Raw genomic sequence first — 26,150 nt, forward strand, 5'->3', positions numbered from 1 at the left:
CCAGAGATGGCCGTCTCGACCGACGGCTTCTTCAATGTTGCATGTGGTTCGGCAGCCAGAGGATGATCTCCGGAAATGCCACGAAAATGGCGATAGCGATCAGATGCGCGATGAAATGCGGGAATGTGCCGTGGAACACCTCGCCGACGGGGCGATGTGCGTAACGCGCCACGATGAAGCAGTTCAATCCGATCGGCGGCGTGATCATGCCGACCTCGGCGGTCACGATCTTGATGACACCGAACCAGATCGGATCGAAACCGAGCGACTTGATCAGCGGCAGCACTATCGGAACCGTCAGCACCAGGATCGCGATCTGATCCATGAACGAGCCGAGCACGATGTAGCCGCACAGGATCAGTGTGATGATGATCCAGCGCGAGACGTCGAGCCCGCCGACCCAGCCGACGATATTCTGCGTCACCTGGGTGAGGGTGAAGAAATAGCCGAAGATATGCGCGCACATGATGATCAGCACGATCATGCAGGTGCCCTGGGCGGCGTGCCGTAGCGTCGTATAGAGCGACGTCAGGTTGATCTTGCGCTTCCAGCAGGCGAGGCAGAAGGCACCGAATGCGCCGAAGGCCGAGGCTTCCGTCGGCGTCGCGATCCCGAGATAGATCGTGCCGGTCACGATCGAGAACAGGACCACCATCGGGCTGACCTGCCAAAGCAGGCTGAACCGTTCCGACCATGTCACCGCCGATATCGTCGGTGCGCGCGAGGGATCGAGCAACACCAGGATATAGATCGTCGACATAATGATAACGGTGACGAAGATCGCCGGGATGATGCCACTGATCAGGAGCTTTCCGATGTTCACCTCGGCGAGCAGGCCGAAGATGACCAGCGCCACCGAGGTCGGCAGCAGCATCGCAAGCGTGCCCGAGATCGCGACGACGCCGGCGGCCATTTTCGGCTCGTAACCCTGGCGGATCATCGCGGGAAGACTGGTCGAGGACAGCGTCGCGGCAGAGGCCGTGCTAGTGCCGCAGATCGAGCCGAAGCCGGCACCGGCCAGCGCGGTCGCCATGCCGAGACCGCCGGGGATGCGCCCGACCCAGGCCGCGGCGGTCTTGAACAGATCGTCGGCAACGCCTGACAGCAGCACCAGGTCTGCCATCAGCAGGAACATCGGGATCGTGATCAGCTCATAGGAGGTGACGGCCGAGAGCGGCGTCGTCTGCAGCACGCCGAGCAGGATCGGCAGGCCGCCGGTCAGATAGAGGCCGAGCCCGCCGGAGAAGGCCATGGCGAACGCGACCGGCGTTCCGATCGCCAGCAGGAAAAACAGCAGCGCGAGGATGAAAGTCGGGATCATTCGAAACCTCCGGCAGCCTTCTCCGAATGGCCGGAGATGGCCGGCAACGGCAACAGGTTTTCGCCGGTCAGGAGGCTCGCGACATTGGCAATGAGGTGCACGGCAAGGCGCAGCGCGAGAATTCCCGCACCGACCGGCACGAAGATCGAGGACGCCCAGGTCGGCCACGGGATCGCACCGGCCATGACGTCACCCGAGACATAATTGTCGAGCGCGCGCTGATAACCGAGCCAGGTGATTGGAACGAAGATGGCGAGGCCGACGATGTTGGAGATGATGACGCAAAGGCGTTGGATGATCGCCGAGAAGCGCGGCAGCAGGATATCGACGCTGATATGCCCGTTCACCGCGTAGGTGCCGGAGAGCGACAGGAAGAACACGCCGGCCATCACGTAGAGCGAGATCAGGTCATAGGCCCAGGAGAACGGCCGGTTGAAGACGTAGCGCATCACGACATCGGAAAAGACGATGATCATGATCGCAAACATCATGACCGCGGCAATGGCCGAGGTCACCTTCTCGATGGCAGTCAGAGCCTTCAGGCTTGTCTTGATCAATTTGGGCTCCGTCCTTGCTACTGGGCCGGCACCGCAGCAACGGCGGCGCTGAATTCCTTCAGGGCGTCACTGCCGTGCTTGCCGCGTCCGTCGAGCCCGTCGGCCCATGCCTTGCCTACGCCCTTCGTCAGCTCCTTGAGCTTTGCGACGACGTCGGGCTGCAGGGTGTCGAAGTGAACACCTGCGGTCTCCATCGACTTCATGGTCTCGCTGTCCTGCTTCTGCACTTCCTTGCAGGCGGACGGCAGGATCTCTTCGGCGACGTCGATCATCGCCTTCTGGATATCCGGCGACAGTTTTTTCCAGGCGGTCTCGCTGATCGAATAGGCGACCACGAAGCTCGCGAAGCCAAAGCCGTCGGTGGAATGCTTCACGAGCTTGTCGGCGCCATAGGCGACGACGCTTTCGAGCGGAAACAGCAGGCCGTCCATCGTGCCGCGCGACAGCGACTCATAGGCGTCAGGCGCCGCCATGCGTACCGGCACGGCGCCGATCGCGCGCAAGGTGAGGTCTTGCGCGCCGCCGGTCGATCGCAGCTTCAGTCCGTTGATGTCGGCCGTGTCCTTCACCGGCTGCTTCACGGTCAGGATGCGATAGGGCGGCAGGCTCACCGCGAGCAGCAGGCGTATGCCGTTCGCGGTATAATCCTGCTGCGCAATCACGCCGTTCCGCGCCGTCTTCCAATAAGCGAGCGTGCCTTGGCAGGAATGCTCGAACGCGCCGGGGAGCATCGCGACCTCGGAGACCGGCATCTTGTCGGAGACATAGGCGGGCGCGACATAGCCGATGTCGGCGACGCCGGTTTGCGTCAGCTTGAGCATGTCGGCGGCCTTGCCGAGCTGCTGGGCCGGATAATGCTCGAACGTCACTGCGTTGTTGGTGCGCTTCTGCACCTCGGCCATCCAGGGCTCGAGCACGAGGCGGACGAGGTAGTGTCCCTTCGGAAAGGAGTCGGCGACCCGCAGCTTGATCGGCTCCGCCGCTGCCGCGAGATTGATCGATGCGATGAGGAAGCCGTAACCGGCCAGCGCCTGCCGAAGCCCGCCCATATTTCCTGCCCCTGAGTAGCCTTGTTGTTTTAGGCAGCTGCGCACAAACGAATTTGCACGTCAAGCAGGGCTCGGCTGAGCATGCCTGATCGGACAACCGGAGAGCGCGCAGCGCCATGCGTCGACGCGATTGCGACGATGGTAGAGGCACGCGAGACGACGTCCTTGTGGGCCTGGATATTGAAGGCGAGAAGCGGGCGGCAACCGCTATCAAGGGGCGGGCACGTCGACGAAAGTCTTGTTCCGGTCTACCGCGAGAATGGAACGCCTGCGCTTTGTCCACCACGCGGGAAATTCCCTCAGGTGTGGGACCGGCGGCAGCGCCGGCGATCGTCATCGAGCCGATCCGACCCGATCAGATTGCGGGAAACTCCAGCGCGAACGCGACGTCCCGGCTGGAGGGCACGAGACGGATCGTGCCGCCATGGGTTGCCATGACGGCCTGCGCGATGGCTAGCCCCATTCCGGTGCCGCCGCTATCACGACGGGTGGTGAAGAAGGCGTCGAAGATCTTGTCGCTGTTGGCTTCGGAGACGGGGGCGCCGTCGTTGCTGACCGTCATTTTGACGGTGGAGACCTCGTCGGTCGCCTCGATCCGGACGGACGTCGCATTGTGACGGAACGCATTGTCGGCCAGATGCGCCAGAACGATCAGCGCCTTCTCGCCGGACATCCCGATCGGGCGGTCGAGGCAACCGCTGGCCACGATGAGCCGCCCGGGAAAGCGGCTCTTCAGGTTCTCGATGACGGCGGAGAGCGTGGTTTGCTCGTTCTGCGGAGCGCTTTCCGCGCGGGCCAGCTCGCGTAGCCGCTGGCTCATCGCATCGAGCCGCTCGACGTCACCAAGGATGTTCGAGATGAAGCTTTGTTGCTCGGATCGGGTCAGCGTATCCGATTTGCTTTGAAGCGAGTCCTGCAACAGCTCGGCTGCGCCCCGGATCGATGTCAGCGGCGATTTCAGTTCGTGCGTCAGGTGTGCCGAGAAGGTAGCGATGTAGTCGGAGCGGTGCGACAACTGCTGGGCCATGTCGAGAAAGCTGTCGGAGAGCTGGGCCAGCTCGCGGGTGCCATAGTGCTGCAGCGGCTTGAATGCATCGCGGTCGCCACGGCCAATCCGCACGGCGCGGTCGACCAGCTCGCGCATCGGCCGCGTGACGGTGCGCGAGAACACCAGGCCGATGGCGATTGTTGCCATGATGACGGCCATCGCGGCCAGCAGGAACTTGCCACGCTCCCGATAGAGATGCTCGAAGATATTGCTTGGCGTCCGCGACGCATAGATCACGCCGGCGACGCGGTCATTGACGATGACCGGCATTGCCGAGAAGACGTGAACGCCGACGCCGCGGCTGATCGAATAGATCGGAGGCGGAGGTTTGTCGGGGACGCGGATGCGCAACGCTGCGCTATACTGGCCGCGTAGCGCTGCGGCCACCTCTTCGATATGGGCCAGCGATTGTCCGGCTTCCTGGCGTCCCGCGATGACGACGCCCTGCGGATCGAGAATCCGGAAGCCCGCGAGCGTCACCTTCTGGGTGTCCAGCACAAGGGGCATCAGCCGCGCACCGATTGCGACATAGACCGGGTCTGCGGGCTTGGTCGCCGGCAGCGCGTCGGGCCGTCGCCTCAAGAGGTCGTTGCCGGCAAGATCGAGCTCGGGCCGGATTGGCGTCACCTGATCGCCAGGGTCCGGCAGCGCCTCCGTTGGAACTGCGGCGCCGAGCGGGATGTCATTGCGAAGCTGTGCGCGGACGTCCTGCGCATAGACCACGGCCAGCACACGACTTTGCGCGATCAATTCGGCCTGAGTTTGACGAATGAGTTGGTTGTCGTAGAGACGGAAGAAGAATAGCCCAAGTAACGGGAGGACCGCGACAAGGGCGAGCACGGCAAAGATGATGAAGCTGAGCGACGGTCGCCACTTCTGGCGGGCGCGGAAGGACGTCATGCCTAAGGCTCGCACCGGCCGAGCTTGAACCCGACGCCGTGCACCGTCTCGATGACACTGTCACAATTCACCGCGGCGAGCTTGGCTCTGATGTTGCGGATATGACTGTCGATGGTGCGGTCGGAGACCTGGATATTGAGCTGATAGGCGGCGCTCATGATCTGTTCACGGTTGAAGACTGCCACCGGTCGCGTCAGGAAGGTCCGTAGGATGCCGAACTCGATCGCGGTCAGGTGCAGTGGCATACCGGCGAATGTTGCGACGTGCTGCTCAGCATCGACCGAGAGCTGTCCTTTGGACAGCGCGCCAGGCTCCGGCGCGCCAGGTCGCGGCGTCAGCCGCCGTAGGATCACATTGACGCGTGCGACAAGCTCGCGCGGGCTGAACGGCTTGGTCACGTAGTCGTCGCCGCCGATCTCGAGCCCCAGAACGCGATCGATCTCATCGTCGCTGGCGGAGAGGAACAGGATCGGCACGTCGGATGATTTGCGAATCTCGCGGCAGATATCGAGGCCGTCGAATTCCGGCATGCCGATATCGAGGACGATCAGATCCGGCCGGTCATTTGAAAATCTGACCAGCGCTTCCTTGCCGTCGCGCGCCTCGACCACGTTCATACCCGCTTTCTTGAGTGCGACGCGGATGACCTCCCGGATATGCAGGTCATCGTCCACGATAAGAATGCGGTGGGTCACGCGTCCACTCCGAACCGAACGTAATCTAGCCTGCCGCCGCTCCTTGCTGACGATCCAGGAAGCGCTGGAGCCGCCAGCTGCGGAAGCCCCAGCTGCGCCATGAGGTCATCTGCTCGCGTTGCTCTTGTACAAGGCAATTGCGGCGGTAAACAAGGTTCGGATCGAAGGAGTGGAGCTGGAGCCCCCTGTCGATGGCCGGGAGCGCCTGCGGGCCGAGCCGGATCAGATAATCCATATCCAGGTTGACCCCGCTGCCCGAGGCTTCCCGGCTGTGACCTATGTTGTAGTCGGCAATAATAGCGGCAAAATTGGTCAAGGAGCAGGTGTAGAGGACGATCGCCAATGTGACCAGGTTGGCGTGGATCAGCCATTCGTTCGAGCGGCGCTGGACGATACGTACCAGGATCAGGACCAGCCCGAGCACGACCAGCAGCATCCAGACGAACGTCGCGATACGCCAATAGGTGAGCAGGTAGATCTGGACGTAGAGATCAAGCCGCAGCATCGCGGAGATGACCAGCAGGACATTCTGTCCGATCCAGAGGTAAACGAGCGATCGCATCACACGCGATCGCTCGGCAGGGCCGCCCGGTCGCATGGTCACCAGAACGAAACTCGCGGCGAGCAGCGCAGTGATGATCAGAGGATATGCGCCGCGATGTGCATAGGAGGCATAGGTGACGTCGGCGGGCAGCGTCCCATTGCCCCAGAGATAGATCAGGTCGAGGATGGTCTGGATCGAAAACAGCAGGTTGAACAGGATCAGCGAGCGCGAGATGGTGCCTGGGCCGAAGAAACTCAGGCCGGTCGAGCGGGGCGGATCGTTCGCGGTAGATCGGGGCCGTTCGTCCATCACCTCGATGTGGTTGCGCCATCGGATGTGGATGAACGGCCGGACCAGCGCCACTGCCGCGATCCAGAATAGCGCACGGCTGATGCTGAGATAGGAGGAGGGATCGCCCGGGTTCAGCTGACTGATCGAGATAAGGATTGGTCGTCAGCATGAGGGCTGCGCCGGGGGCAAGCGCGATGATGACGAGCGAGGCCGCGCTGAGATCCTCGAGCGCTGGCAGTAGCCCGGCGAACACGATCGTCCCGGCAAGCAGCAGTCGGCGATGCTCGAGATTGCCGAGGTTGACAATCAGCGACGAGCAGGTCAGCGCGATTGCGAAAATGACGACCGAGAAGCCGAGGCGCTGGTCGTAGAACAACCAATCGGCCAGTGCCGCGAGGGCAAATATCACCGCGATTTTCGCCGGCGGCAGGTTGCTGTCGATTGATTGGGGCTTGGTCTCTGGTGGCGCAAGGCTTGTCATGATGACCTCGGGATCGAAGGGATGTGCAGGTTGAAGCGGGCGGAGTTCCTTGCTCCGGTATGGGATCCGGCCCGCTGCTTGGCTGACCTTGACGCGTGCATGTGCAAACGGCTGGAGCGCGACGAGCAGGAGTTCAGGATTTTTATGCAGACGGCGTGCAGACGCGCCTTGTCGGCTCGCGCCGACGAATCTCGTCTGATAGGGACGAAGCCGTTCGGCCTCTTCAGTCCCTCGTGGTCCCCATGCAAGTCAGCAAATGCGTCGGCATTACCCTGCTCTGGATCGCAGGCCTCGTCTTCGTCTTCGCGGGCATCAACAACAACGATCCGTATCTGGTCCCCTTGCGTGGGACAGGCAATGTCCTCTTCGTCGTCACAAGCAGCGCAGTCGCGCTCCTGCTGGTTCGCCGCGGCGCGTGGCGCCGGCGGGCGTCGTCAGGGAAGTTACTGGTGATCCTGTGGTGCCTGCCGCCGCTCGCGATGCTGGCCGCGCACGGAGTGTTCGAGGTGCGGAAGCATCGCGTTCTCCAGACCGAACCGGTTCTCGCGCGGTCCCTCGGGCAGCATTTCATCGTGGGCTACCGATCGTTCGACGAGGTCGCGCAGCTGGCGGAGCAAGGATTCGTTGCGGGCATCTATGTGACCCGGCGCAACATTGCCGGCAGGACGGCTGACGCCTTGAAGGCGGAAATTGCAGCGCTGCAGGCCAGGCGCCGTGCGGCGGGGTTGCCGCCGCTGACGGTCGCGACGGATCAGGAGGGCGGCATCGTTTCGCACCTCGCACCGCCGTTGACGAGGCTACCCGCGCTTGCCTCGCTGGCCGAGCTGGCGCCGGACGAGCAAAGGGTAAAGGCCGAGGAGTTCGGCCGCATCCATGGACGGGAGCTGGCGTCGCTCGGCATCAACCTGAATTTTGCGCCGGTGCTCGATCTCCGGCCAGCGGCGAAGCGCAACCGGCTCGACTTCAATACGCTGATCAATCAGCGCGCGATCTCCGATGATCCGGCCAAGGTGAGCGCGATCACCGGCGCCTATATTCAGGGCCTCGAGTCTGCGGGCGTGGGTGCCACCGTGAAGCACTTCCCGGGATTAGGGCGCGTGCGTACCGACACGCATCATTTCACTGCCGATCTCGATACGCCGCTCGCCGAACTCGAGGCGTCCGACTGGCGTCCGTTCCGCGACGTGCTGGCAACGACCGGTGCTCGCCTGATGGTCGGGCACGTTGCGGTGAGTGCGCTCGATCCCGGACGGCCTGCGTCGCATTCGAAGGCCGTCGTCGATGGGCTGATCCGGAAGACCTGGAATTACCAGGGCATCGTCATGACGGATGATCTGGTGATGGGCGCGATCTATCAACACAATGTCTGCACCGCGGTCGTGGAGGCATTGAACGCAGGCGTCGATCTCCTGCTGGTTGCCTATGACGGCTTGCAGTTCGACCGCCTGTTCGCTTGCGCCACCGATGCAGCTGCGCGCGGGGACCTCGACGGTGCAATGTTGCACGACAGCGAGACGCGGCTGCGGCGCGCACTGCTGATCGATTAGGCTCCAGATTCAGGAATGGGCGCCGACGGCCGATTTGTTGTCCTGCTGCTTCGACCACGAGACGTAATAGGCGACGGCGGTCATAGCAGCGATACCGGCGATGCTGACGGCGACCTGCCTTGCCAGCGAGTACGGGCCGGTAATCAGGATCAGATGCGCGGCGAAGGAGAGGAACACGCCGGCGCAGAACACGGCCAGCCATTCTTCGCCGCATTTGACGACAGGCTGCAAGGCGTAAGACCGCAGGTATTCCCAGTCTCGCGGCACCAGCCAGGTGAAGAGGAATGTCAGGGTCAGGAAATGCAGGATGCGGTGAGGCGCAACATCCTCCCGGTCGTTCTGCAGGAGCATGTCGCTCAGCCCGCTCGGCACCATTTGGGCGAGTGCCGGAATCTCGCTGCTGGACACGATCGTCAGTGCGAACAGCAGGTACAGCAAGGCCGTGGCGCGCAGCGCGGGAATGGCCTGCATCGCGCGGATCGCGGGAGCATAGCGCGTGCCGATGAGCGCGAGCCAGCCGCCCATCACGAACAGCAATTGCCAGCAGAATGGATTAAGATACCAGGATCCGTACTGATCTGATGTCAGGTTCCAGTCGAGGAGGCGGGCGGTAGCGTAAAGCGCCACCGACGCGAGAAGCGTCGCATTCGGTACGTACAGCAGCCCGAATACGACAACCGGCTGGAAGGCCATCAGGGCGATGATGAGTTGCAGCACGTCGAGATTGAGCGGCTTGGCTTGCAGGAACAAGCCGTAGATCAGGGTCCGGACCGGGTGGTCGATGAAGCCCGTGATGTTGAATTCGCTGATGATCTCGGGTGCCGCCGTCCGCGCGGCGACATAGCTGATCAACTCGACATAGATCACGAACAAAACGATATAGGCAGCATAGAGCTGCCATACGCGTTTGAAGATGCGGGTTGCAGCCACCACGAAGCTGCGTTCCAGCGCCATCCTGGCGTAGATGAGCGTCACCGCGTAGCCGCCGATGAAGACGAAAAGGTCGGTCGCGCCGCTGAAGCCGAAATTGCGCATCGTCAGCGCGCTGACGAAATTGTGCGGAACATGGTCGAGGAACAGAAACCAGTTCGCGATGCCAAGCAGCAGCGCGATCCTGAGATCGCCATCGGCTCGCGCGATCTCGGGATTTAATGTCGAAGTCATCTGAAGCTGAAAACTGCCGGCCCGAGAAAACGAAACGCCAATCTAAGGGGAACCCGCGCCCGGTCCGAATAGACTCTGCGTGAACCCTATCTAGTCCGTTTCGGGTTCCGGCCAAGTGGCCGGTTCAAGAAAGATCACGTTTTCGCAATCACCAATTGAGCGACCTCAGACCGGCTCGTGCTTGCGCAGATCGCGGGCGTGATCCAGCGTATTTGCCTGCAGATTGGTGCCGGTCAGGGGGATTTCCGGCAGGGCAGCCTCGGCAAGGATGTCGTCGGTGACATCCTCAACCGAGCACTCCGCGACCTCGTGGATGAAGCTGATGTTGGTGTATTCCCCCGACGCAACGCGCGAGACGACCTCGCGCCGCGTCATTTCGGGATCGACGATCGCCTCGCGGCCACGGCGGCCATAGTCGATCATCACGACAAAATACTGCATTGCCTGATAGTTCGATGCGTTGACTTTCATCGACTAGTGTTTCCGATAATCGGAATTAAGTCAAGAGAAATTGCCGATAACCGGAAATTTCGGCGTGGGTGCTCTGACGATTCGGGCCGAAGGCATCCGAATCGGCCAGGCCGCCCCCCCCCCGACGCAGCCCCGCTATTTCTCGGACGACCGCCCGCCCTGTGACCGGCCAGATTTGCGGCCTTTCGCCGCCGTCTTGCCGCGCAGCCGTTCGATCTGACCGCGGGGCAGGGTGACGCAGATCTCGCCGATCCATTCGAGCTTTACGCCGTTGATCGGCTTGGCATTGAAGCTCTTGAGGTTGACGGTGCCGGAAGAACTGCCGCGTTCGATCGTCTTCAGATAGCGCTCGCCGCTCTTCAGCCGAACCGCGGCTTCCTCGCCGTAGAAGCTCGACAGCGGATAACGCTGCTCGCGGTACACCACAATGACGTCGCCGTTCTCGTATTTCGGCAGCATCGAATCGCCTGAAACCTCGAAGGCGACGGTCTCTTCCGTCATCGGAAACGGAAGCTCGATCTCGCCGAGCCCCTCCGGCGGGACCTGCTCAAGCTCCGGCTGGATCGAGGCACCGGCGCCGACCCGGCCCACGATCGGCACCGAGTTCAGCTCCAGATATTCCATGATCGGGGCGATTTCCGATGCCTTGATCAACCGTATTCCCGACAGGATTTCGGACACCGCCCCGGCCCGAACCCCCATTGCGCGGGCAAGCCCGCCTTTGCTCTTCCCGGTCTTTTCCAGTGCCCGTTCGATCAGTGCCGCGTCCAGCATGTTTCGTCCTTTCCAAACCCGGATACATTACTACCGTTACGATTATCAGAAATCAAGCTTGACTTTTTCTTCGGAATATCGGAAGGTATGCGAGGCGCCGGCGGAATGACAAAAATGGGAATTTGGAATGGAAATGATGAACTGGCTGCCGGAGCATTCGGCAGCCTTGCAGGACCTGCGCGCCCGCGGCTTGTCCTATTCGGAAATCGCTGACGCGATCAACGCAACCTTCAATACGGCCTACACACGCAATGCGGCCCTCAGCCGGGCGCAGCGCATGGGTTTGGTGGGGCTCGACCGGTTCGAGCCGTCCCTGCCTGGGCACCTCGATCCACCCAGGCCGTCCGTGCCGGAGCTTCCGTGGATTGGGCGACTGCGTGAAGGGCAGGCCGAGCTGAAGGCCGATCTGCTTCGCTGGCCAAAAAACTTCACTGAAATGGTGGAGATGCCGCAACTTCGTTGCGCTGCGGTCGCGCCGCGGCACCTTTCGCTGCACGATCTGAAACGCGGAGACTGCCGCTATCCCTATGGCGGGGATGTCGAAGGCGAGACCATGACCTTCTGTGGCCATCCATGTCGGCCGGGCTCGAGCTACTGCGCGCCGCATTTTGACTTGAGCAGGGATCCCGAGGCCTCGGCGAGGCCGGTCCTGAACGACGCCTGGCTTCAAGCCGTCGGGACTAGCTGAGGCAAGATCATCTCTCGATCGACGGGACTTCGGTCCGCAATCGCAACCGCGACCGCGCGGAAGATGCCGCGCGCTCATCATCAGACATTTTGGAGGTCACCAATGCCGCGCGCAAAACGCCGGAAGCCGTACGATCCCGCTGGAACGCACGATCGACGCTCCCAGGATCTGCCCTTTAATGCCGAGGTGGCGACAGTCGCGGTCGACGATCCCCTTGCGCTCGAGTCGGGCGAGAAGATCGTTGCGTTCCGCTCGATACGTAACGATCCGCTCGGCCGGTTGCACGCGCACCGACAGATCGACGACACACAGTATCGCAGCGGTCGGGCCTTCCAGAACGACTGGGAGAAAGCCGAGCGTGGCCCTCGTGCGGTGGACACGACACGGGAATACGTCGATGGCGGTCAGCAGCGTGAGCCGATCACTGAGGGGCAGCGCCAGGCGACCCTGCGCTTGAATCGCGCCGAGCATGAGCTCGGTGCCGATGGTTCGACGCTGGTGCATGACGTCCTGATTCTCGGCATGACCATGGAGCAGGTTGGGCAACGGCGCGGACTGCGCACGCAGCGCTGGCAGGACTATTTCGCGCGACGTCTCAAGGAATGTCTGGATCGGTTGGCGCTGATGTACGGGCTTGCGACGGCGAACCGGGTTCCCGCGAAGGACCGGCAATGCTGATCTGGAGTGATGTGCTCACGTGCCGGTTGCCGGGCAGGCATCCGGCACAGCTCGTCACATCGTATCACTGTGCTTTGCCTCACACGGAGCTCCATATCTGTCTGCAATGAGCGGTACGCCCGACCGCGTGTGTCGAAGGTGGTCGACAGCGGCGCGGACTCTCATGTAACTTCGCGCGCGTCGACGACCTGCCTGCATTCGAGCGCGGTGTGATTGCCTCCTGTGCGGGGATGGTCTGGTACGTCCACAAGGGAGTTCGCAGCGGCTACGCCCGCCTATGTCTTATCCTGCATCGCGAACATCACGAGTAACGTGGGTCGATGCCGGTGCGGAGCCCGATCAATTCACCCAAGGAGAAGCGACCGATGAATCACACTGGAAACTGCTTTTGTGGCGCCGTCGAACTCAAGGTCACGGGGGAGCCTGAGGCGATGGGCTACTGCCATTGCCGTTCGTGCCGTTCCTGGTCCGGCGGTCCGGTGAATGCGTTCAGCCTCTGGAAGCCCGAGGCGGTCGAGGTTACCAAGGGCGCCGGTCATATCGCGACATTCGAAAAGACCGCGATGAGCCAGCGCAAATATTGCACCAAATGCGGCGGTCACCTGATGACCAACCACCCGACTCTCGGGCTTGTCGACGTGTTCACTGCAACAATCCCGACGCTGAAATTCAGCCCCGGCGTTCACGTCAACTATTCCGAGGCGGTGCTACCGATACGCGATGGTTTGCCGAAGCTGAAGGATTTCCCGGCCGAGTTCGGCGGCTCCGGCGAAGTGATCGCCGAATAGAGCGACTGCTCCCGATGACGAAAGCGGGTAGCGACAGGGCGTCGCTACCCGCCGATGTACGTTCCTTTCAACGGCCGGCCTCGACAGATGTCCGGCGTTTCCCTGACGTGCCGGTCGTCCGACCCGTGCCGGTGCTGCTGGCACCGCCCGATCCTCATGGTCCCTGACAGCCATGTCAGACGAAGGTCCCGCCCTGCAAAATCCGGGTTTGGTTTTGGTGATAGCCTTCCGCTAAAAGGCGAACAGTGCCGGTCTTGCCAATGGCCGCGGTATTTCGCCTGACAAAATAACAGAGGAAGCGTCAGATCATGACCAGACCAGAATTGCCGGAGCGCGCGCCGCGCGGGGAGGGAGTTCCGACGGCGCTCGATGGCCTGCTGGTTGTCGATTTCACCCGCGTCGTCGCCGGCCCGGCCTGCACGCAAACGTTGGCCGACTTCGGGGCCGAGGTCATCAAGATCGAGAATCCCGACGGGGGTGACGACACGCGCGCCTACGAGCACGCCGAAATCGGTGGGGAGAGTGCGGCGTATCTGAGCCTCAACCGCAACAAGCGCGGCATTGCGCTTGATTTCAACAATCCGGCTGCGCTCGACGTTGCGCGCGCATTGATTGCCAAGGCCGACGTCGTAGTGGAGAATTTCTCCGGCGGCGTGATGAAGAAATTCGGTCTCGATTATGCGTCGGTGGCGCCGACCAATCCGCGGCTGATCTATTGCTCCATCTCGGCCTACGGCCGCAAAGGCGATTTCGCCCTACGACCAGGCTTCGACCCGATCACACAGGCTGAAAGCGGCTTCATGTCGCTCAACGGCTTTCCGGATGGCGAGCCGGTGCGTACCGGTCCGCCGATCGTGGACATGGCAACGGGCATGTCGGCCTGTAACGCCATCCTGCTGGCGCTGATTGCGCGCGACCGGCTTGGTCGCGGCCAGCAGGTCGAGGTCGCGTTGATCGACACCGCGGTGTCGATGACGGGCTTCTACGGTATGGCCTATCTCATTAACGGTAACAATCCCGGCCGTTTCGGCAACTCTCCGAACGGCTCGCCGACCGTCGGCGTCTACCGGGCGTCGGATGGTCCGCTTTACATGGCCTGCGCCAACGACCGGCTCTATCGCCGGCTCGTGACCGACGTATTGGAGCGCCCGGATCTCGTCACCGACCCCGAGTTTGCTCACCGCAAGAATCGCACCGCCAACAAGGAGAAGCTGCGCGCCATTATTGCCAGCGTGTTTGCGAGCGACACGCTCGAGAACTGGATGGCCAAGATGAAGAAGGCCAACATCCCGGTTGGCTATCTGCGCACGGTCGAGGAAGGATTCAACGCACCCGAGGTGCGCGATCGCGATCGCCTGAGCAACATCGCGCATCCAACCGCCGGCTCGGTTCCGAACATCGAGTCGCCGGTCAATATGAGCCTGACGCCGACGGTCGATCCCGTTGCGGCTCCGCTGCTCGGTCAGCACACACGCGATGTGTTGAGCAAGACGCTTGGCTACGACGATCGGCGCATTGCCGCATTGGCGGAGGCAGGCGCGTTCGGCAAAGCAGGGAATACCGGCTAGCGCGGCCATCCTGCACCGAAGTCAGATATTAGCGGAACCAACCCATAGCAGGCGAGAGGAAAGCCTCTCGCCTCGCCCGACGTCGTTCAGACGTCACAGTCCCCCGGCGCGTGCCGGCGGCGTGCGAGCCGGAACTGGCCCGTTTAGGGAGCTCAGTTCGGCTTGCTGCGCAAGTTGTTCCTTGGCATACTTTCAACTTCTTCGGGCTCCGCCCGATCAATCTCGAGGCGTGCCATTCTGAGTATCAGGGTTGCCGTGGTGAGGCCGAGGCGTTCGGCCTCTTGCGCTGCGGTGTCGACCTTCTGGGCCAAGCCTTCACGTTTACCTGGGTATGCCATTCGTAATCCTCACTTAAGGTGCGAGATGAAAAATCCCACATATGTTGCAGAGCTGCAGAAAAAGCTCGGAGCTCCATCGAGCGAAACACTGGAAAGCCTGCGACTGTTGAAGGCTTTCCTTCGACTTGCGCCCGACCAGCGTTCCGAGGTCATCGAGCTGGTCGAACGTTTGGCGGTTGACCCGCCGCGCGATCCTTCACTGTCCTGAGGTGTTCGCGTTTTCCCTGGATGTCAGTTGTTCATCGCTCTCGCAGGCGGCTGTGTCGCGATCACGTAAATTGCGCCACCCTCGAGCGCTTCGGATTGATGCCGGGTTCCGGCAGGCAGCATGATGGTGTCGCCGGCGCCGACCACCCGCTCACCGCCGTCCCAGATGAAGTTCAGCCGGCCACTGATGATCATCAGGATTTCATCGACCGGATGAGTATGGAAGTGATGCACCTTGCCGGCAGCATCATGCTGCAGCTCGACGGAGCCCTGGGCCGGGAGCAGGTTCAGGATCTCCCGGTCGATGGCAAATTCGGTCTTCGTGCTTGCGATGATCTGGGTCATGCTGCCTGTTCCTTGTTCGCGATAGCTGGCGTCTTGTTCTGCGCGAGCTTGGCGAAGGGGCAGCCACCGCTCGCGTTGTTGTCGTCATGCAGGAAATACTGCTTGTATTCGCGGCCGTCGGTCGCGCCGTAGCGGCCAAGCAGCGGAGAGGGGCTCGCGCTGTCATAAGGGATCAAACGCTTGCGCACCTCGGCGAACGCGGCGGCCGCCGCCTTTTCCGTCCCAAGTATCTTCTCGAACACCCAGCGCGGCTGGAACGTGAGCATGAAGGCGCTGGAGCGGCGGCTCTGTCGCATCACATGCGCAGGGGTCGTGCAGACCACGAAGATCGGCTCGCCCGCAAACGAGAATTCCCACATCGGGTGGTCGATCTGTTCCGGAATCTCTGATGGCCAGGGGTTCTTGTCCAGGCGCGCGAGCTGGTCGAGCGTCAGCCACATTTTGCGATAATAGGCGTCGAGCGTCTGCACCGGGCGGGGCCGCGTGAAAACGATCAACGAGGTGTTGGGGCCGAACGAGCGGGCCTCCGACACATACTGTGCGAGTTGATCGCCGAGCACCGCGACGTCATACGGGTCGAGGAACAGGTAGCGGAGCTGATCCTGGCGATGCCCGGTTACCCCGAATACGCAAGGAAACGGCCTAGCCTCGCTGCTCATCTGCGCTTCAAACTCGGAGAACATCACGCTTTGCCAGCTGCTGACCGGAAAGGTTGACGCAACTTCGCCTTTTCTCAAGAACAAGCGCTCCATAGCACCCCCTACACTCATAACGACACTAACGAGCTATCAACTTGCTTCTCATCAGCAGCGGCCCGGCAATGCCCGGCAGCGACATGAGAAGCAGAATGACAATCAATGCGCTGTATCCGCCGTCGCCGATCACGGCCTTGTTGTGCACGGCGTCCGTCCCGGAGGCGTGGCTCGCGGCAAGCATCGCGAAGCCGATGATGGGCTGTGAGATGCCGGCGAATATCCCCGCAGCCGTGGTGTTCACGGAAGCACCTACACCGATCAGGTCGGTGGTGTAGAGCTTCTTGACGCATTTCAGAACCAGCGGGACGGTGCCGCCGGCGACGAGGCCTAAGGCCGTGAACACGACGGTGACGTAGGCGAGGCCAAATGTCTGGGCGATCGGCGGCAGCAGCATCGCGATCAGCAGCATGCGCAACACGCAGATGCCGATCAACGCGCGGTCGAGCGCCGCTGCGGCACGATCGGCGGCATGACCGAGGAAGATCGAGCCGAGCGCGTTGCCGATCATAAAGGCGAGCAGGGGTGTGCCCGCAGCGGTCGGAGAGATATTGAATAAATGCGCGACCATCGGAATGCCCCAGACGCCCGACAGCGTCGTTACGACCGCGAAGTGCGATGCAAACGTCATCGCGCAACCCCAGTTCGCGATATGGGCCAGCACTTGCCGCGCAGCCGTCACGATGCCCTTCAGCGTCTTGTTGCTCTGCGAGGCCGGATCGGGCTTGAGCGCGAGCTTGGCGAAGGCGAGGTTGGCGAGGCCAATGCAGGCGATGAAGAGGAAGCAGGCGCGCCAGCCGAACCCGGAGACCGCGGCCGCGAGCGGCGTGGTTGCGATCACGCCTCCGACATAGCCGGAGACCTGCGAGATGCCCGACATCATGCCGAACCGCTCGTCCGCAAAGCTTTGCGCGACCAGCTTCAGCAGTGCGGTAAACACCAGCGCATCGCCGCAGGCGACGATCAGGCGCGCAGCAAAAACATCGAGCAGATTGGGTGCGAGCGCGAACGCAGCGCTGCCGAGCGACGAGGCGACCATGCTGACGAGAACGACGCGCTTGACACCGTAACGGTCGACCAGCAGGCCGGCCGGGATCTGCATGAAGGTGTAGCCCCAGAAGTAGCTCGAGGCGAGCATCGCAACACCGGCCGCATCGGTGTTGAAATCGTGCATGAAGCTGAGGCTTATCGATTGCGGCGACACGCGCTGCAGGAAGGCGATGGCATAGGCGATGGCGACCGCTGTCCAGGCGAGATAAGCGCGATCGGTGAAGCGCGACGTCGGGGCGTAAACTGCTTGTTGTCCGAGCACCGACATCAAACCCTCGCGTAGCCGACCGAGAAAAGGGCATCCGCTGAATTCGGAATCTTGCGCGACATCGCGGCATCGACCAGCGATGCGGTGCCATGATAGGCCTGCCGATGGTGCTTAATATGGCCGTAGGCGCCACGCATGATCATGTCGGGCAATTCTAGCGGCTTGCCAGGATAGAGCGAGGTGCACATCTCGATACAGGCGGCCTGCAACGCCGGATCCTGCGCATTGTCGAGCAACGATGGAGACACTTTTTCGCAAATCTTAGCGTTCGCCGCCCAGACGATCGGATTGCGGGTCCGCCAGCCGTAGAGCACGTTGCCGTCGGCTCTCTCGGCGGCGCCCGAACATTTCAGGACTTCCGATGTGAAGAAGCCGTAGAAGCCGCGGCCCTGGTGCGCTGGGAGCACTTCCGTGCCGCTGCGATAGATTCCAAGTCCGGCCGACATCTGCAGGATGCGGTAGACCGAGAACGCCACGAGGCCGGAGCCGTCATAGACGAGGATCAGGCTGTACTTCCGGTCGAACGGCGAGGAGGTTGCTGTCCAGTGCGGCTCGGTAGCCTGCCAGTTGACGGCAATGATGCCATTCATGGCGTCCATCAGCGGCTGACGGTCGCAGGCTTCGATCCGGGAGGCATCCGGTAGGCTGTAGATCGCGTAATCCGTCCACGGCGATTTGATTGCCTGATACCCGCTGCCCAGATTTCGCAACATGGCAGAACTCCAGAATTCCATAGCGAGCTATACAGGGCAGCCTCGAATGGCTTAAAGGACAATATGCCCTCGAAAACTGCCAAAGCGCCCCGGCCGGAGCCGCGCGACACGAAAGCGATGCGGTCTATCGCGATCGTTGCCTTTCCGGGCGTGACCTTGCTCGACATCTCGGGTCCGGCGCAGGTGTTCGCAGAGCTGGAGGCGATTGAGCTGCCCGGGCCCGGCTATTCGCTGTCCTATCTGTCGACCTCAGGCGGATTGGTGCCGACCGATGTCGGCATGATGATCGACACGGCGCCGATCGACAGTCTTGCGCCCGCCGAGGTCGACACGCTGGTGATCCCCGGCGGGCCGGGCATCTGGAAGATCCGCAACGACGCCAAGTTGATGAACTGGATCGCGGAGGCGCTGCCGAAGGCGCGCCGTATCGCGTCGGTATGTCTCGGCGCCTTTGCGCTGGCCTGGACAGGAATTCTGGACGGCAAGCGGGCTGCAACGCATTGGCGCTATTGTCCCCGTCTGCAGGACAGCTTCCCGAATATCCGCGTCGAGCCCAACGCCATCTTCGTCAAGGACGGACGGGTCTGGTCGTCAGCTGGCGTCAGCGCCGGCATCGATCTGGCGCTCGCCATGATCGAGGAGGATTTCGGCCACACCACCGCGCTCGATGTCGCGCGCAGGCTTGTCGTGTTCCTGAAGCGACCCGGCGGTCAGAGCCAGTTCTCGACCGTCCTTGCGGCCCAGGCGTCGGACATCGAGGGCCGCTTCAGCGCGCTGCATGCCTGGATCATCGAGAACATCACTGATGACCTCAAGGTCGAGACCCTTGCGGAGAAGGCCGGCATGACGCCACGCACGTTCGCCCGGACCTATGTCAGCCGCACCGGCATGACACCTGCGAGCGGCGTCGAGGCGCTGCGCGTGGAGACAGCGCGCCTGCTGCTCGAAAGTCGCCAGATCGGCGGCGTGGTCGAGGTCGCCAAGCGCGCGGGGTTCGGCGATGATGAACGAATGCGGCGGGCTTTCCTGCGCCACCTCGGCGTGTCGCCGACCGAGTACCGAAACCGGTTTTCGGGCAGTTAGCTCGCCTCAGGCGAGATTGGTTCTGATGCAGACCGCCTCGCGCCGAAAGCCGATCTATCTCACAAGCGAATAGCTGGCCTTCGCTGGCCGGATTCGTCGCTCAGGCGGTAGCTTTTCCGGTTTGTCTGCGGCTAATGTGCCGGCCAAATCGGGAGAAGAAACACCATGAATGACGGGACCCCCATTCGGCAGGCGCGCAATGTCGAACTCGGCGCCAGCGGCGAGGAATTCCAGAACCTGCACGAATTCGCGCAAAAGGCCCGGGCCAGGCTGAACCAGAACGCCTGGGACTACATCGTCGGCGCCTCCGAGACCGAGACCACGATGCGCCGCAACAGAATGGCGCTCGACGAGATCGCGTTCCGGCCGCGCGTCCTGCGCAACGTCATCAATGTCGATCCTTCCACCGAGCTATTCGGACGCAAGCTCCGAATTCCCGTGATGATCGCTCCGGTCGGTGCGCTCGAGATCTTTGATCCGGATGCGGGCGCGGCCGTCGCGCGCGGAGCGGGAACGTTCGGTGCCGCGCATATGCTGAGCTCGGTGTCCGAGCCTGGGCTGGAGAACACCGCGAAGGCGGCGCCTGACGCCTTGCGCATCTTCCAGCTCTATGTGCGGGGCGATGATGCCTTCGTCGAGGATGTGGTCAGCCGTACGATCGACAATGGTTACGCCGCGTTCTGCCTCACGGTGGACACCGCCCATTACAGCCGGCGCGAGCGCGACATCGCCAAGCGCTACGTCCGCGAAAGCCGCATCCGCGCCACCGGTGGCGATTTCCAGAAGGGTCTGGAATGGCGGACGGTGAAGTTGATCAAAGACAAGTTCAAGATTCCGCTGATACTCAAGGGAATCGCCACTGCCGAAGATGCAAGGATCGCCCTCGATCACGGGGTCGACTGGATCTATGTCTCAAATCATGGTGGGCGGCAGCTCGACCACGGCCGCGGGTCTATGCACGTCCTGCCCGAGATCGTTCAGGCGGTCGCCGGCCGTGCCAAGATCATGGTCGACGGTTCGATCTGCCGCGGCACCGACATCGTGAAGGCTATCGTCTCGGGCGCCGACCTGGTCGGAATCGGCCGCCTGCAATGCTGGGCGCTTGCCGCGGCCGGCGAGGCGGGCATCGTTCGGATGCTTGAGTTGCTTGAGGACGAGGTGATCCGTTGCCTTGGGCTGCTCGGCGTCACCAGCTTTGCCGAACTGGACAAGTCCTACCTGCATCCGGCGATGCCGACCAATCTGCCGAGCGTGTTCAGCGCATTCCCGCTGCTCGATATCGACCCCTATCGTTACTGAGCGGCTGCGAGAGAGGCATGATGCGTTCGGGGTGCGGGGCACCTCGATCGCGTGCGCCATCAACCTGTGGCGTCCACGAAGCCGCCGCGGCTCAGACAAAGTCTGATCCAAATGCCGCGTTAGTCGAAGCGAATGGCAAACAATCCATTCGCTGAATTTTCGCTTGAACGCGCGATCGGCTTGCGCTGGACCCTCCGCGATATCCAGGCTCGCAGGCTCAAATTGTCACCGGTCAGCGACGAGGATCTGCGCCTCCTCACGGAGCTCGGCCTGGTCGAACTGCACGACGACGAGCCTGCGCTGACCGAGGCGGGGGCCGCGGTGCTGGGCGACTGAACGGGCCGCAGCCTAGCGCGCGTTCAGGAAGCTTTCGCCGGCATTGCACGGCGTGCACTGATAGGTCAGCACATCGTAGACTTGGTCGCGCGGCTCGATCAGAGCGAGCCGCATTTGTGTGCCGCACTTCATGCACGGCATCTCTATGTTGGTCTTGAATCGGGTGCAGGTCGGTGTTGGACGAACGGCGCGCAGCATCGGATCCCCTTATTCCCCAAGAGACGCGAACGCGACCAACAACGAGGCCGAATCACTATGCCACAGTGCTGACATGATTGGAATCGGCCGCGGCGTGGTTTGGTCGTGGCTAGGTAATTTTTCCTCGATAGCCGAAACGAGTGAGGCCTGTCCTGGTCGGCGATACGGCGCTGACGGGGTCGCAATCTATGCTAACCTCACTGGACGCTTATTTCAGGGGGCGCGATCATGATTGAACCGAAGCTTGAAGTTCCCGCGGAGTTGCGCGATCTCGCGGAAAAGACCATCGACCAGGCCGAACAGGCGTTCAGCCTGTTCTTTGATGCCGCGAGCAAGTCGATGACGGCGATGCCGGGTACGGGTACCGAGCTTTCCAAGCAGGCGCTGTCGTTCACCGAGCAGAACATGAAGGCGGCGTTCGAGCATGCGCGCAAGCTCGTGCATGCGACCGATCTGCAGGAGGCGATGCGGATCCAGTCGGAATTCCTGCGCAGCCAGTTCACCAATGCCGGCGAACATATGCGACAGATCAGCGGAAGCGTGATGTCCGCGACCAAGGACGCGGCGAAGGGCAAGTTCTAGCGCCGCCTTCGCAGCGCATCGGCGGCTAGCGCCGGCGCGCGACAGCGACGCCGAGCAGAAACGCGACAAACAGGCTTGCGAGCGGCGCTTCGCGCGTGACCGCGCTCACCGTGGCCAGGGCTCCGCCCGGCCGGCGGGAGCTTGCGATCGCCTCGCTGAGGCGATCGGCGGCTGCTCGAAGTCCATCCGACACCTCTGTGATGGTGCGCGAAACGTCCGTCGCGGTGTCGATTGCTCGCTCACCGAGTGTGGGCTGAAGTGGGGATTCGGGTGTTTCGGAACTCATGTGCCGTGGTGCCGCCATTTCACTGAAGGCCAAGGTGACCATCGCCCCAAGGTGAGCATCGCCTCGGGTCATCCGCGCGTGCGCGCGTTTTGAACAACGGCTGACGGCCACATATCGTGGAAATTCAGCAGCTATCGATTGGTTCCACCGGCATGCCTCGCTTTCTCATCGGGGAACTGGAAACTTGCACGCGGGTCGCGGCTTGTCTCCACGGAGGAGACGATGATGACAGTGCATGCGTATGGCATAGCGGATGGCTATTCGGTCAAGCAGCGAAACCGGCATGGCGGCACGCCGCTGTTGATAGCAGCCGTGGTTGCGATCCTCGGTGTGTTGGGAATGCTCATCGTCGACCACGGTCCGTGGAGCAAGCCGAAGGTTCAGCCGGCCGCTTCCGCCAACTATTCAACGACCGGCGAGGCAGCACGCGCTGCCGGCGCAAGGGTGATGCCGACCGAGCCAAAGGCGCCCATTGAGCCGGCTCCACCGGGTCCCAAGCCCGCTCAACCGGCTAACCCGATCCCTGCGCAATGATGCGAGGCGTCGATGCACCCGGCACAAAGTGCGGAGATTGACTCGTCGGGCAAATCAGCGGCACAAAATCATCGTCGGCAATGCGCTGGTGATCAGCGAACGCTGACGAGCATGCGCCACGCCGCAGCGAACCCCGCGCCGACGAGTACGAGCACCGGACTGTCGCAGAAGATGCCACCATACTGGCACATGGTGGTACCCATCGAACCGATCTCATGATGGCCCGCGGCGTAGAACAGGCCGGACAGGACCGCGAGCACGGCAGCAACGAAATACATCGGCGCTTCCTCCTTGCAATCACACTACGGCGCGGGTCGACCGACGCGAGTCAAAACTGTCCTGATGTCGATCCAAATTGTAAGCTGCTCTGTCCCCTTGACGCGTCGGGCAACTCAGCGGCACATTGACATCATCGCAACAAGCATACGGCGATCGGCGCCGGTTCGTGTTGCGATTCCAAATCATGCGCAGACTTTTCGCTCAGGGCGGTTTCTCACCGTCGAAGCTGACGCATCACATTTTACCGATCGTATTCAGCTCGCAAAAAGGGTTTGACACGTCGGGCAACTCAGGGGCATAATCCGAAAATCAGAAATCGTTGAGCCCGCGCGGAGCAATCCGCGGCGGGCTTTTTCTTTGCCGTTTCACCAATCGGACGGCGGCCGCACCGTCACGACGCCACATCCTCCCAGCCCGTCGCCTGAGCGTCGCAAGCGAGCCGCCGTCCGAACCTCTTGAACAATCACGAATTGGCCGGTGCGCGCGAACGCGCCGGTCCTGTGGCGCGGCGCAAGCCGGCGCCGCCCGCGGCCCCACTCGTCAGGGATAAGGTTCGCGCCCCAAAGATCGCCGCCCGCTGCGCGATCTGCCGCACATTCATTCCATGGCCGTATTGCGCGGACGGCCCGTCAACGAGGTTTGCATGACCGCCTATTTGATATCGCTCGCGCTGGCGGGCCTAGTTGCCATTGCCGTGTGGGAGACCGCAGCATGAGCGCCGAAATCATTCAGTTCATCCCGCGTCGGCGTTCACGTCCCGACCTCGAGCGGACGGACTTTCCAACAATCGCATTTCGTTCGGCACTACCTGATCCCGAGACGGACTGCATCGATACCGCCCCGAGTGAATTTCTCCCGTCCGATTGGCAGGAGAAGTGAGTGGCCAAGACGATTACACAAATCCGTTCGCTTGCGAGGAGTCATACGAGAAGCGCGCTCAACGCTTTGGTCGGCGTCATGCGATCGACGAGCGCCACCCCGGCCGCTCGCGTCTCCGCTGCAAATGCCATCCTCGATCGCGGCTGGGGCAAAGCGCCGCAGGCGATCGAGAACGGGGACGGCGCGCTCCAACTTGTGCACCGCATCGAGCGGATCATTATCGAGCCGGAGGAGATCGACGGAGAAGATACGTAACAGTTGCGATGCTGGCTGCTTCGGAGCCGAAGCCGCTCTCGCCGTCACTGATTTCTGGGAGTGCTGTCGGTCCGGAGGTTGTGATATTGTTGTTGCCATGAAGCGCAAGCGAGCCCGGCATGAACGGTGGTAAATCGCTGCGAAGCGGGGGCAACGGTGCGAAAATTCGTTCTCTTGTTTGCAAGTCTCGTCGTTCTAATCGATGCGCCCATGCCAGCCTGTGCCGAGCAACTTTCTGGACAAACGGTTGCGCCGGCGTCGCGAGTCAAAAGCTGCAGCGAATCGTTTTCGTACGGCACTACCGCGGAGTTCAGCGAACGGTGCGTGGCGTTGGCGGGGCCGCTGGCCGCAATGCGAGGCAGCACTCTCGTTCTTCGCATGGATAGCGGCAGTCGGAAAGTATTCGACAACAAGAACGGATACGGAAGGAGTGAAGGAGGTTTCGGTTACGGCCTTGCCGACTTCTATCCATCGACGCGTATTTTCGTCGTGTGTGACCACGGACCGGACGGTGGTCAATGCACGGCTGTCGAGGGCAGAACAGGTCGCCAGCTCGATTTCGGAAATGCGTTTCCTCAATTTTCCCCGGACGGGAATTTAGTGCTCACCGAGGAAAGCGGCGAGGACGAAACAAGCTTCGCGATTCTTGACGTTCGAGGCAAAAAACAGCGTCTAGTTTGGAAGTCGAAAGACAGCAAGACTTCCTTACCTGCAAAAGCGACCTTCGTCGGGTGGATCGATGACAAGACGATTAAGCTTGAGAGCCCCGACAAAAAGCCCGTGGTCTTGACCCAAGGTTCGGACGGAACGTGGAGCGTCAATGCTGCGCCTTAGCCGCTGCAGGTCGGTTCAGTGGAGATGAGCGGACGCCGGCCGATCCGGCAGATATTTTCGGCCAATGTAGACCTCAAAACTTGTCAAATGGCCGCGATTGACGAGTCGTCTGCCAATTGCAGCTACCCGCGGTCCGTGCCGCTAACCTCACCGCAATGAGCGATCGGCGGCGCAATCCCGGGACTATGACGCAGATTGTCTGCGCGAGGGCGTTGCCGCCGTAGACGGGCTTACGGTCATCGTCAACAGTCCGCCGCGACCGTTGCGCCAATGACGACCAGGAGTACTTTACAAAGGAGACCTGAATTGAATTTGCGAGACATCATAAACATGATGCTGCCCCCGATTGATGGTCGCAACGGACATGTCACGGGACGATCGGGTGACTTTGGCGCCGGACGAGCGGAAGGTCGAGTGAAGCCACCGTCGTCAGACCCCCATGTCGGCGTCGACATAAATTATCTTGGAGGGTAGACGGGAATAAACCTTCAACATCCCCTGGTGCATTCGCCAGTGTCGGGCGTCGTGACTCGGGCGGGCAGCGGGAAGACAAATACCATTGCGATTAGGGATTACACCAGAAATTCTCACGAGATTCTTCATACTCAGAGTCAAAGTGTAGAGGAAGGCCAGAAGGTGTTCGCAGGTGACCTGATCGGCACGATGGGCAATGTGGGTACGAAAGATCAACACGCCCATTATCAGATTTGCGGTCCCAACGATCCAAATCGTCGGAATCCCATTAATCCGCATGTCTTCTGGAATCATCCGTTCTGTGCGGACCAACGCAGTGTTTTTGATCCACGCAGCTTGGCGCTGCGCCCAGATTCAGTTCCAAGCGATTCCGATTTCGCGAGTCGTTTCGACGCCAGCGGAAGGCATATGCCCGGATCGACTCCGTCGTCGCACCCGCGCTACGACACGCAGTCGTTCTCTGTGCCACCTGACGATGTCTCGCGGGAGGAGACTAGCAAAAGGACTGCTGTTCGGCGTCTCGTACGCGTTCCGGTCACGGGCGAGGACCAAACTGTGTTTGATGCAGGAGCGCCGGCCATGCCGTTCGTTGCGTCGACTTCGATCGCGCCTCCCGGCAGGCCCGCTACGTTCAACGAGCGGTTTCCCGCGTCCCCTCCGCCGGCGGGCACGCCTTCGGCTTCGATGCGATCGCCGGCCCCATTCAACGGACAGCCTATGCGATACCTGTCGCCGTCAGTGTTTGGCATTCCGGATAACTCCGTCGTTTCGGAGACGGAATCCAATGACTGGCTTGCCGGCCTGATGCGGCCGCGTCCTCGTCAATGACAGTCCGCGGCCGACGATCGCGGCAACGCAAAAACCCGGCGCGCGA

32 protein-coding genes are annotated in these 26,150 nt (G+C 61.8%); 16 read left to right on the plus strand and 16 right to left on the minus strand.

Annotated elements, in window-relative coordinates:
• Positions 1–31: 31 nt before the first annotated feature.
• The 6 genes from H8A95_RS00625 to H8A95_RS00650 all read right to left on the minus strand — a co-directional run bounded on the left by H8A95_RS00625 (position 32) and on the right by H8A95_RS00650 (position 6,477).
• A complete protein-coding gene (locus H8A95_RS00625; RefSeq protein WP_229181317.1) occupies positions 32–1,321 on the minus strand; it encodes a TRAP transporter large permease in 1,290 nt (429 codons plus the stop codon).
• Entirely contained in the window at positions 1,318–1,878 is a 561-nt protein-coding gene (locus H8A95_RS00630) for a TRAP transporter small permease (RefSeq protein WP_229181318.1), read from the minus strand. Before H8A95_RS00630 ends, H8A95_RS00625 begins: the two co-directional genes overlap by 4 nt.
• Before the next feature lie 17 nt (positions 1,879–1,895).
• Positions 1,896–2,927 (minus strand): TRAP transporter substrate-binding protein, encoded by a 1,032-nt coding sequence (locus H8A95_RS00635; RefSeq protein WP_229181319.1) that lies wholly within the window; start codon positions 2,925–2,927, stop codon positions 1,896–1,898.
• A gap of 355 nt (positions 2,928–3,282) precedes the next feature.
• Positions 3,283–4,875: an ATP-binding protein gene (locus tag H8A95_RS00640; protein WP_229181320.1), complete on the minus strand. Its 1,593-nt coding sequence runs from the start codon at positions 4,873–4,875 to the stop codon at positions 3,283–3,285.
• Between the two features lie 2 nt (positions 4,876–4,877).
• On the minus strand, positions 4,878–5,570 hold the full coding sequence (locus H8A95_RS00645; protein ID WP_229181321.1) for a response regulator: 693 nt from the start codon (positions 5,568–5,570) through the stop codon (positions 4,878–4,880).
• A 25-nt stretch (positions 5,571–5,595) separates the two neighbouring features.
• The gene (locus H8A95_RS00650) at positions 5,596–6,477 is read right to left on the minus strand and encodes a DUF4153 domain-containing protein (RefSeq protein ID WP_229181322.1); all 882 of its coding nucleotides are present in this window, start codon (positions 6,475–6,477) and stop codon (positions 5,596–5,598) included.
• Positions 6,478–6,685: 208 nt separating this feature from the next.
• Between H8A95_RS00650 and H8A95_RS00655 the strand changes: the two genes are divergently transcribed.
• Entirely contained in the window at positions 6,686–6,850 is a 165-nt protein-coding gene (locus H8A95_RS00655) for a hypothetical protein (protein ID WP_229181323.1), read from the plus strand.
• A gap of 278 nt (positions 6,851–7,128) precedes the next feature.
• Positions 7,129–8,433, plus strand: a complete 1,305-nt coding sequence (locus H8A95_RS00660; RefSeq protein ID WP_229181324.1) for a glycoside hydrolase family 3 N-terminal domain-containing protein — start codon at positions 7,129–7,131, stop codon at positions 8,431–8,433.
• 9 nt (positions 8,434–8,442) lie between these two features.
• Here the strand turns inward: H8A95_RS00660 and H8A95_RS00665 are convergent, their stop codons facing one another.
• The 3 genes from H8A95_RS00665 to H8A95_RS00675 form a co-directional block, all read right to left on the minus strand.
• A complete protein-coding gene (locus H8A95_RS00665) occupies positions 8,443–9,597 on the minus strand; it encodes an OpgC domain-containing protein (RefSeq protein WP_229181325.1) in 1,155 nt (384 codons plus the stop codon).
• A 165-nt stretch (positions 9,598–9,762) separates the two neighbouring features.
• Positions 9,763–10,038 (minus strand): hypothetical protein, encoded by a 276-nt coding sequence (locus H8A95_RS00670; protein ID WP_229181399.1) that lies wholly within the window; start codon positions 10,036–10,038, stop codon positions 9,763–9,765.
• Positions 10,039–10,203: 165 nt separating this feature from the next.
• A complete protein-coding gene (locus tag H8A95_RS00675; RefSeq protein ID WP_163156165.1) occupies positions 10,204–10,842 on the minus strand; it encodes a LexA family transcriptional regulator in 639 nt (212 codons plus the stop codon).
• A gap of 127 nt (positions 10,843–10,969) precedes the next feature.
• Between H8A95_RS00675 and H8A95_RS00680 the strand changes: the two genes are divergently transcribed.
• The 4 genes from H8A95_RS00680 to H8A95_RS00695 all read left to right on the plus strand — a co-directional run bounded on the left by H8A95_RS00680 (position 10,970) and on the right by H8A95_RS00695 (position 14,564).
• On the plus strand, positions 10,970–11,530 hold the full coding sequence (locus tag H8A95_RS00680) for a GcrA family cell cycle regulator (RefSeq protein WP_229181326.1): 561 nt from the start codon (positions 10,970–10,972) through the stop codon (positions 11,528–11,530).
• A 102-nt stretch (positions 11,531–11,632) separates the two neighbouring features.
• Positions 11,633–12,208 (plus strand): DUF6456 domain-containing protein, encoded by a 576-nt coding sequence (locus tag H8A95_RS00685; protein WP_229181327.1) that lies wholly within the window; start codon positions 11,633–11,635, stop codon positions 12,206–12,208.
• A gap of 365 nt (positions 12,209–12,573) precedes the next feature.
• Positions 12,574–12,996 carry a GFA family protein gene (locus H8A95_RS00690; protein ID WP_229181328.1) on the plus strand — a complete coding sequence of 141 codons (423 nt, stop codon included), beginning with the start codon at positions 12,574–12,576 and terminating at the stop codon, positions 12,994–12,996.
• A gap of 305 nt (positions 12,997–13,301) precedes the next feature.
• Complete coding sequence (locus tag H8A95_RS00695; protein WP_229181400.1) at positions 13,302–14,564, plus strand: CaiB/BaiF CoA transferase family protein; 1,263 nt, start codon at positions 13,302–13,304, stop codon at positions 14,562–14,564.
• Between the two features lie 152 nt (positions 14,565–14,716).
• Here H8A95_RS00695 and H8A95_RS00700 read toward each other — a convergent pair whose 3' ends face one another.
• A complete protein-coding gene (locus tag H8A95_RS00700) occupies positions 14,717–14,902 on the minus strand; it encodes a hypothetical protein (protein ID WP_016847356.1) in 186 nt (61 codons plus the stop codon).
• 25 nt (positions 14,903–14,927) lie between these two features.
• Between H8A95_RS00700 and H8A95_RS00705 the strand changes: the two genes are divergently transcribed.
• A complete protein-coding gene (locus tag H8A95_RS00705; RefSeq protein WP_163157983.1) occupies positions 14,928–15,110 on the plus strand; it encodes a hypothetical protein in 183 nt (60 codons plus the stop codon).
• Between the two features lie 23 nt (positions 15,111–15,133).
• On the opposite strand, the gene H8A95_RS00710 is transcribed toward H8A95_RS00705, so the two are convergent.
• The 4 genes from H8A95_RS00710 to H8A95_RS00725 form a co-directional block, all read right to left on the minus strand.
• Positions 15,134–15,454, minus strand: a complete 321-nt coding sequence (locus tag H8A95_RS00710) for a cupin domain-containing protein (RefSeq protein WP_229181329.1) — start codon at positions 15,452–15,454, stop codon at positions 15,134–15,136.
• Positions 15,451–16,113, minus strand: coding sequence for a YqcI/YcgG family protein (locus H8A95_RS00715; protein ID WP_229181330.1), 663 nt, complete (start codon positions 16,111–16,113; stop codon positions 15,451–15,453). Before H8A95_RS00715 ends, H8A95_RS00710 begins: the two co-directional genes overlap by 4 nt.
• Positions 16,114–16,231: 118 nt before the next feature.
• A complete protein-coding gene (locus H8A95_RS00720; RefSeq protein WP_229181331.1) occupies positions 16,232–17,524 on the minus strand; it encodes an MFS transporter in 1,293 nt (430 codons plus the stop codon).
• Positions 17,524–18,237 (minus strand): hypothetical protein, encoded by a 714-nt coding sequence (locus H8A95_RS00725; protein WP_229181332.1) that lies wholly within the window; start codon positions 18,235–18,237, stop codon positions 17,524–17,526. The genes H8A95_RS00720 and H8A95_RS00725 overlap by 1 nt, the downstream gene beginning before the upstream one ends.
• Before the next feature lie 117 nt (positions 18,238–18,354).
• Here H8A95_RS00725 and H8A95_RS00730 point away from each other — a divergent pair, with 117 nt between their 5' ends.
• The 4 genes from H8A95_RS00730 to H8A95_RS00745 all read left to right on the plus strand — a co-directional run bounded on the left by H8A95_RS00730 (position 18,355) and on the right by H8A95_RS00745 (position 21,735).
• On the plus strand, positions 18,355–19,320 hold the full coding sequence (locus H8A95_RS00730; protein ID WP_420839304.1) for a GlxA family transcriptional regulator: 966 nt from the start codon (positions 18,355–18,357) through the stop codon (positions 19,318–19,320).
• A 165-nt stretch (positions 19,321–19,485) separates the two neighbouring features.
• Complete coding sequence (locus tag H8A95_RS00735) at positions 19,486–20,619, plus strand: alpha-hydroxy acid oxidase (RefSeq protein ID WP_229181334.1); 1,134 nt, start codon at positions 19,486–19,488, stop codon at positions 20,617–20,619.
• Positions 20,620–20,799: 180 nt separating this feature from the next.
• On the plus strand, positions 20,800–20,955 hold the full coding sequence (locus H8A95_RS00740) for a hypothetical protein (protein WP_338027760.1): 156 nt from the start codon (positions 20,800–20,802) through the stop codon (positions 20,953–20,955).
• 426 nt (positions 20,956–21,381) lie between these two features.
• A complete protein-coding gene (locus H8A95_RS00745) occupies positions 21,382–21,735 on the plus strand; it encodes a phasin (protein ID WP_229181336.1) in 354 nt (117 codons plus the stop codon).
• 25 nt (positions 21,736–21,760) lie between these two features.
• On the opposite strand, the gene H8A95_RS00750 is transcribed toward H8A95_RS00745, so the two are convergent.
• Positions 21,761–22,021 carry a hypothetical protein gene (locus H8A95_RS00750; RefSeq protein ID WP_095735563.1) on the minus strand — a complete coding sequence of 87 codons (261 nt, stop codon included), beginning with the start codon at positions 22,019–22,021 and terminating at the stop codon, positions 21,761–21,763.
• 225 nt (positions 22,022–22,246) lie between these two features.
• Between H8A95_RS00750 and H8A95_RS00755 the strand changes: the two genes are divergently transcribed.
• Entirely contained in the window at positions 22,247–22,555 is a 309-nt protein-coding gene (locus tag H8A95_RS00755) for a hypothetical protein (RefSeq protein ID WP_420839311.1), read from the plus strand.
• A 92-nt stretch (positions 22,556–22,647) separates the two neighbouring features.
• On the opposite strand, the gene H8A95_RS00760 is transcribed toward H8A95_RS00755, so the two are convergent.
• Positions 22,648–22,833, minus strand: a complete 186-nt coding sequence (locus H8A95_RS00760) for a hypothetical protein (RefSeq protein WP_229181337.1) — start codon at positions 22,831–22,833, stop codon at positions 22,648–22,650.
• Positions 22,834–23,545: 712 nt separating this feature from the next.
• Between H8A95_RS00760 and H8A95_RS00765 the strand changes: the two genes are divergently transcribed.
• From H8A95_RS00765 to H8A95_RS44335, 4 genes are all read left to right on the plus strand, one after another.
• On the plus strand, positions 23,546–23,713 hold the full coding sequence (locus H8A95_RS00765) for a hypothetical protein (protein ID WP_229181338.1): 168 nt from the start codon (positions 23,546–23,548) through the stop codon (positions 23,711–23,713).
• On the plus strand, positions 23,714–23,968 hold the full coding sequence (locus tag H8A95_RS00770) for a hypothetical protein (protein WP_229181339.1): 255 nt from the start codon (positions 23,714–23,716) through the stop codon (positions 23,966–23,968).
• 156 nt (positions 23,969–24,124) lie between these two features.
• Positions 24,125–24,802: a TolB-like translocation protein gene (locus tag H8A95_RS00775; RefSeq protein WP_229181340.1), complete on the plus strand. Its 678-nt coding sequence runs from the start codon at positions 24,125–24,127 to the stop codon at positions 24,800–24,802.
• A gap of 501 nt (positions 24,803–25,303) precedes the next feature.
• The gene (locus H8A95_RS44335) at positions 25,304–26,104 is read left to right on the plus strand and encodes a M23 family metallopeptidase (RefSeq protein WP_420839305.1); all 801 of its coding nucleotides are present in this window, start codon (positions 25,304–25,306) and stop codon (positions 26,102–26,104) included.
• Positions 26,105–26,150: the final 46 nt, after the last annotated feature.

Source organism: Bradyrhizobium oropedii (assembly GCF_020889685.1).
Lineage (GTDB): Bacteria > Pseudomonadota > Alphaproteobacteria > Rhizobiales > Xanthobacteraceae > Bradyrhizobium > Bradyrhizobium oropedii.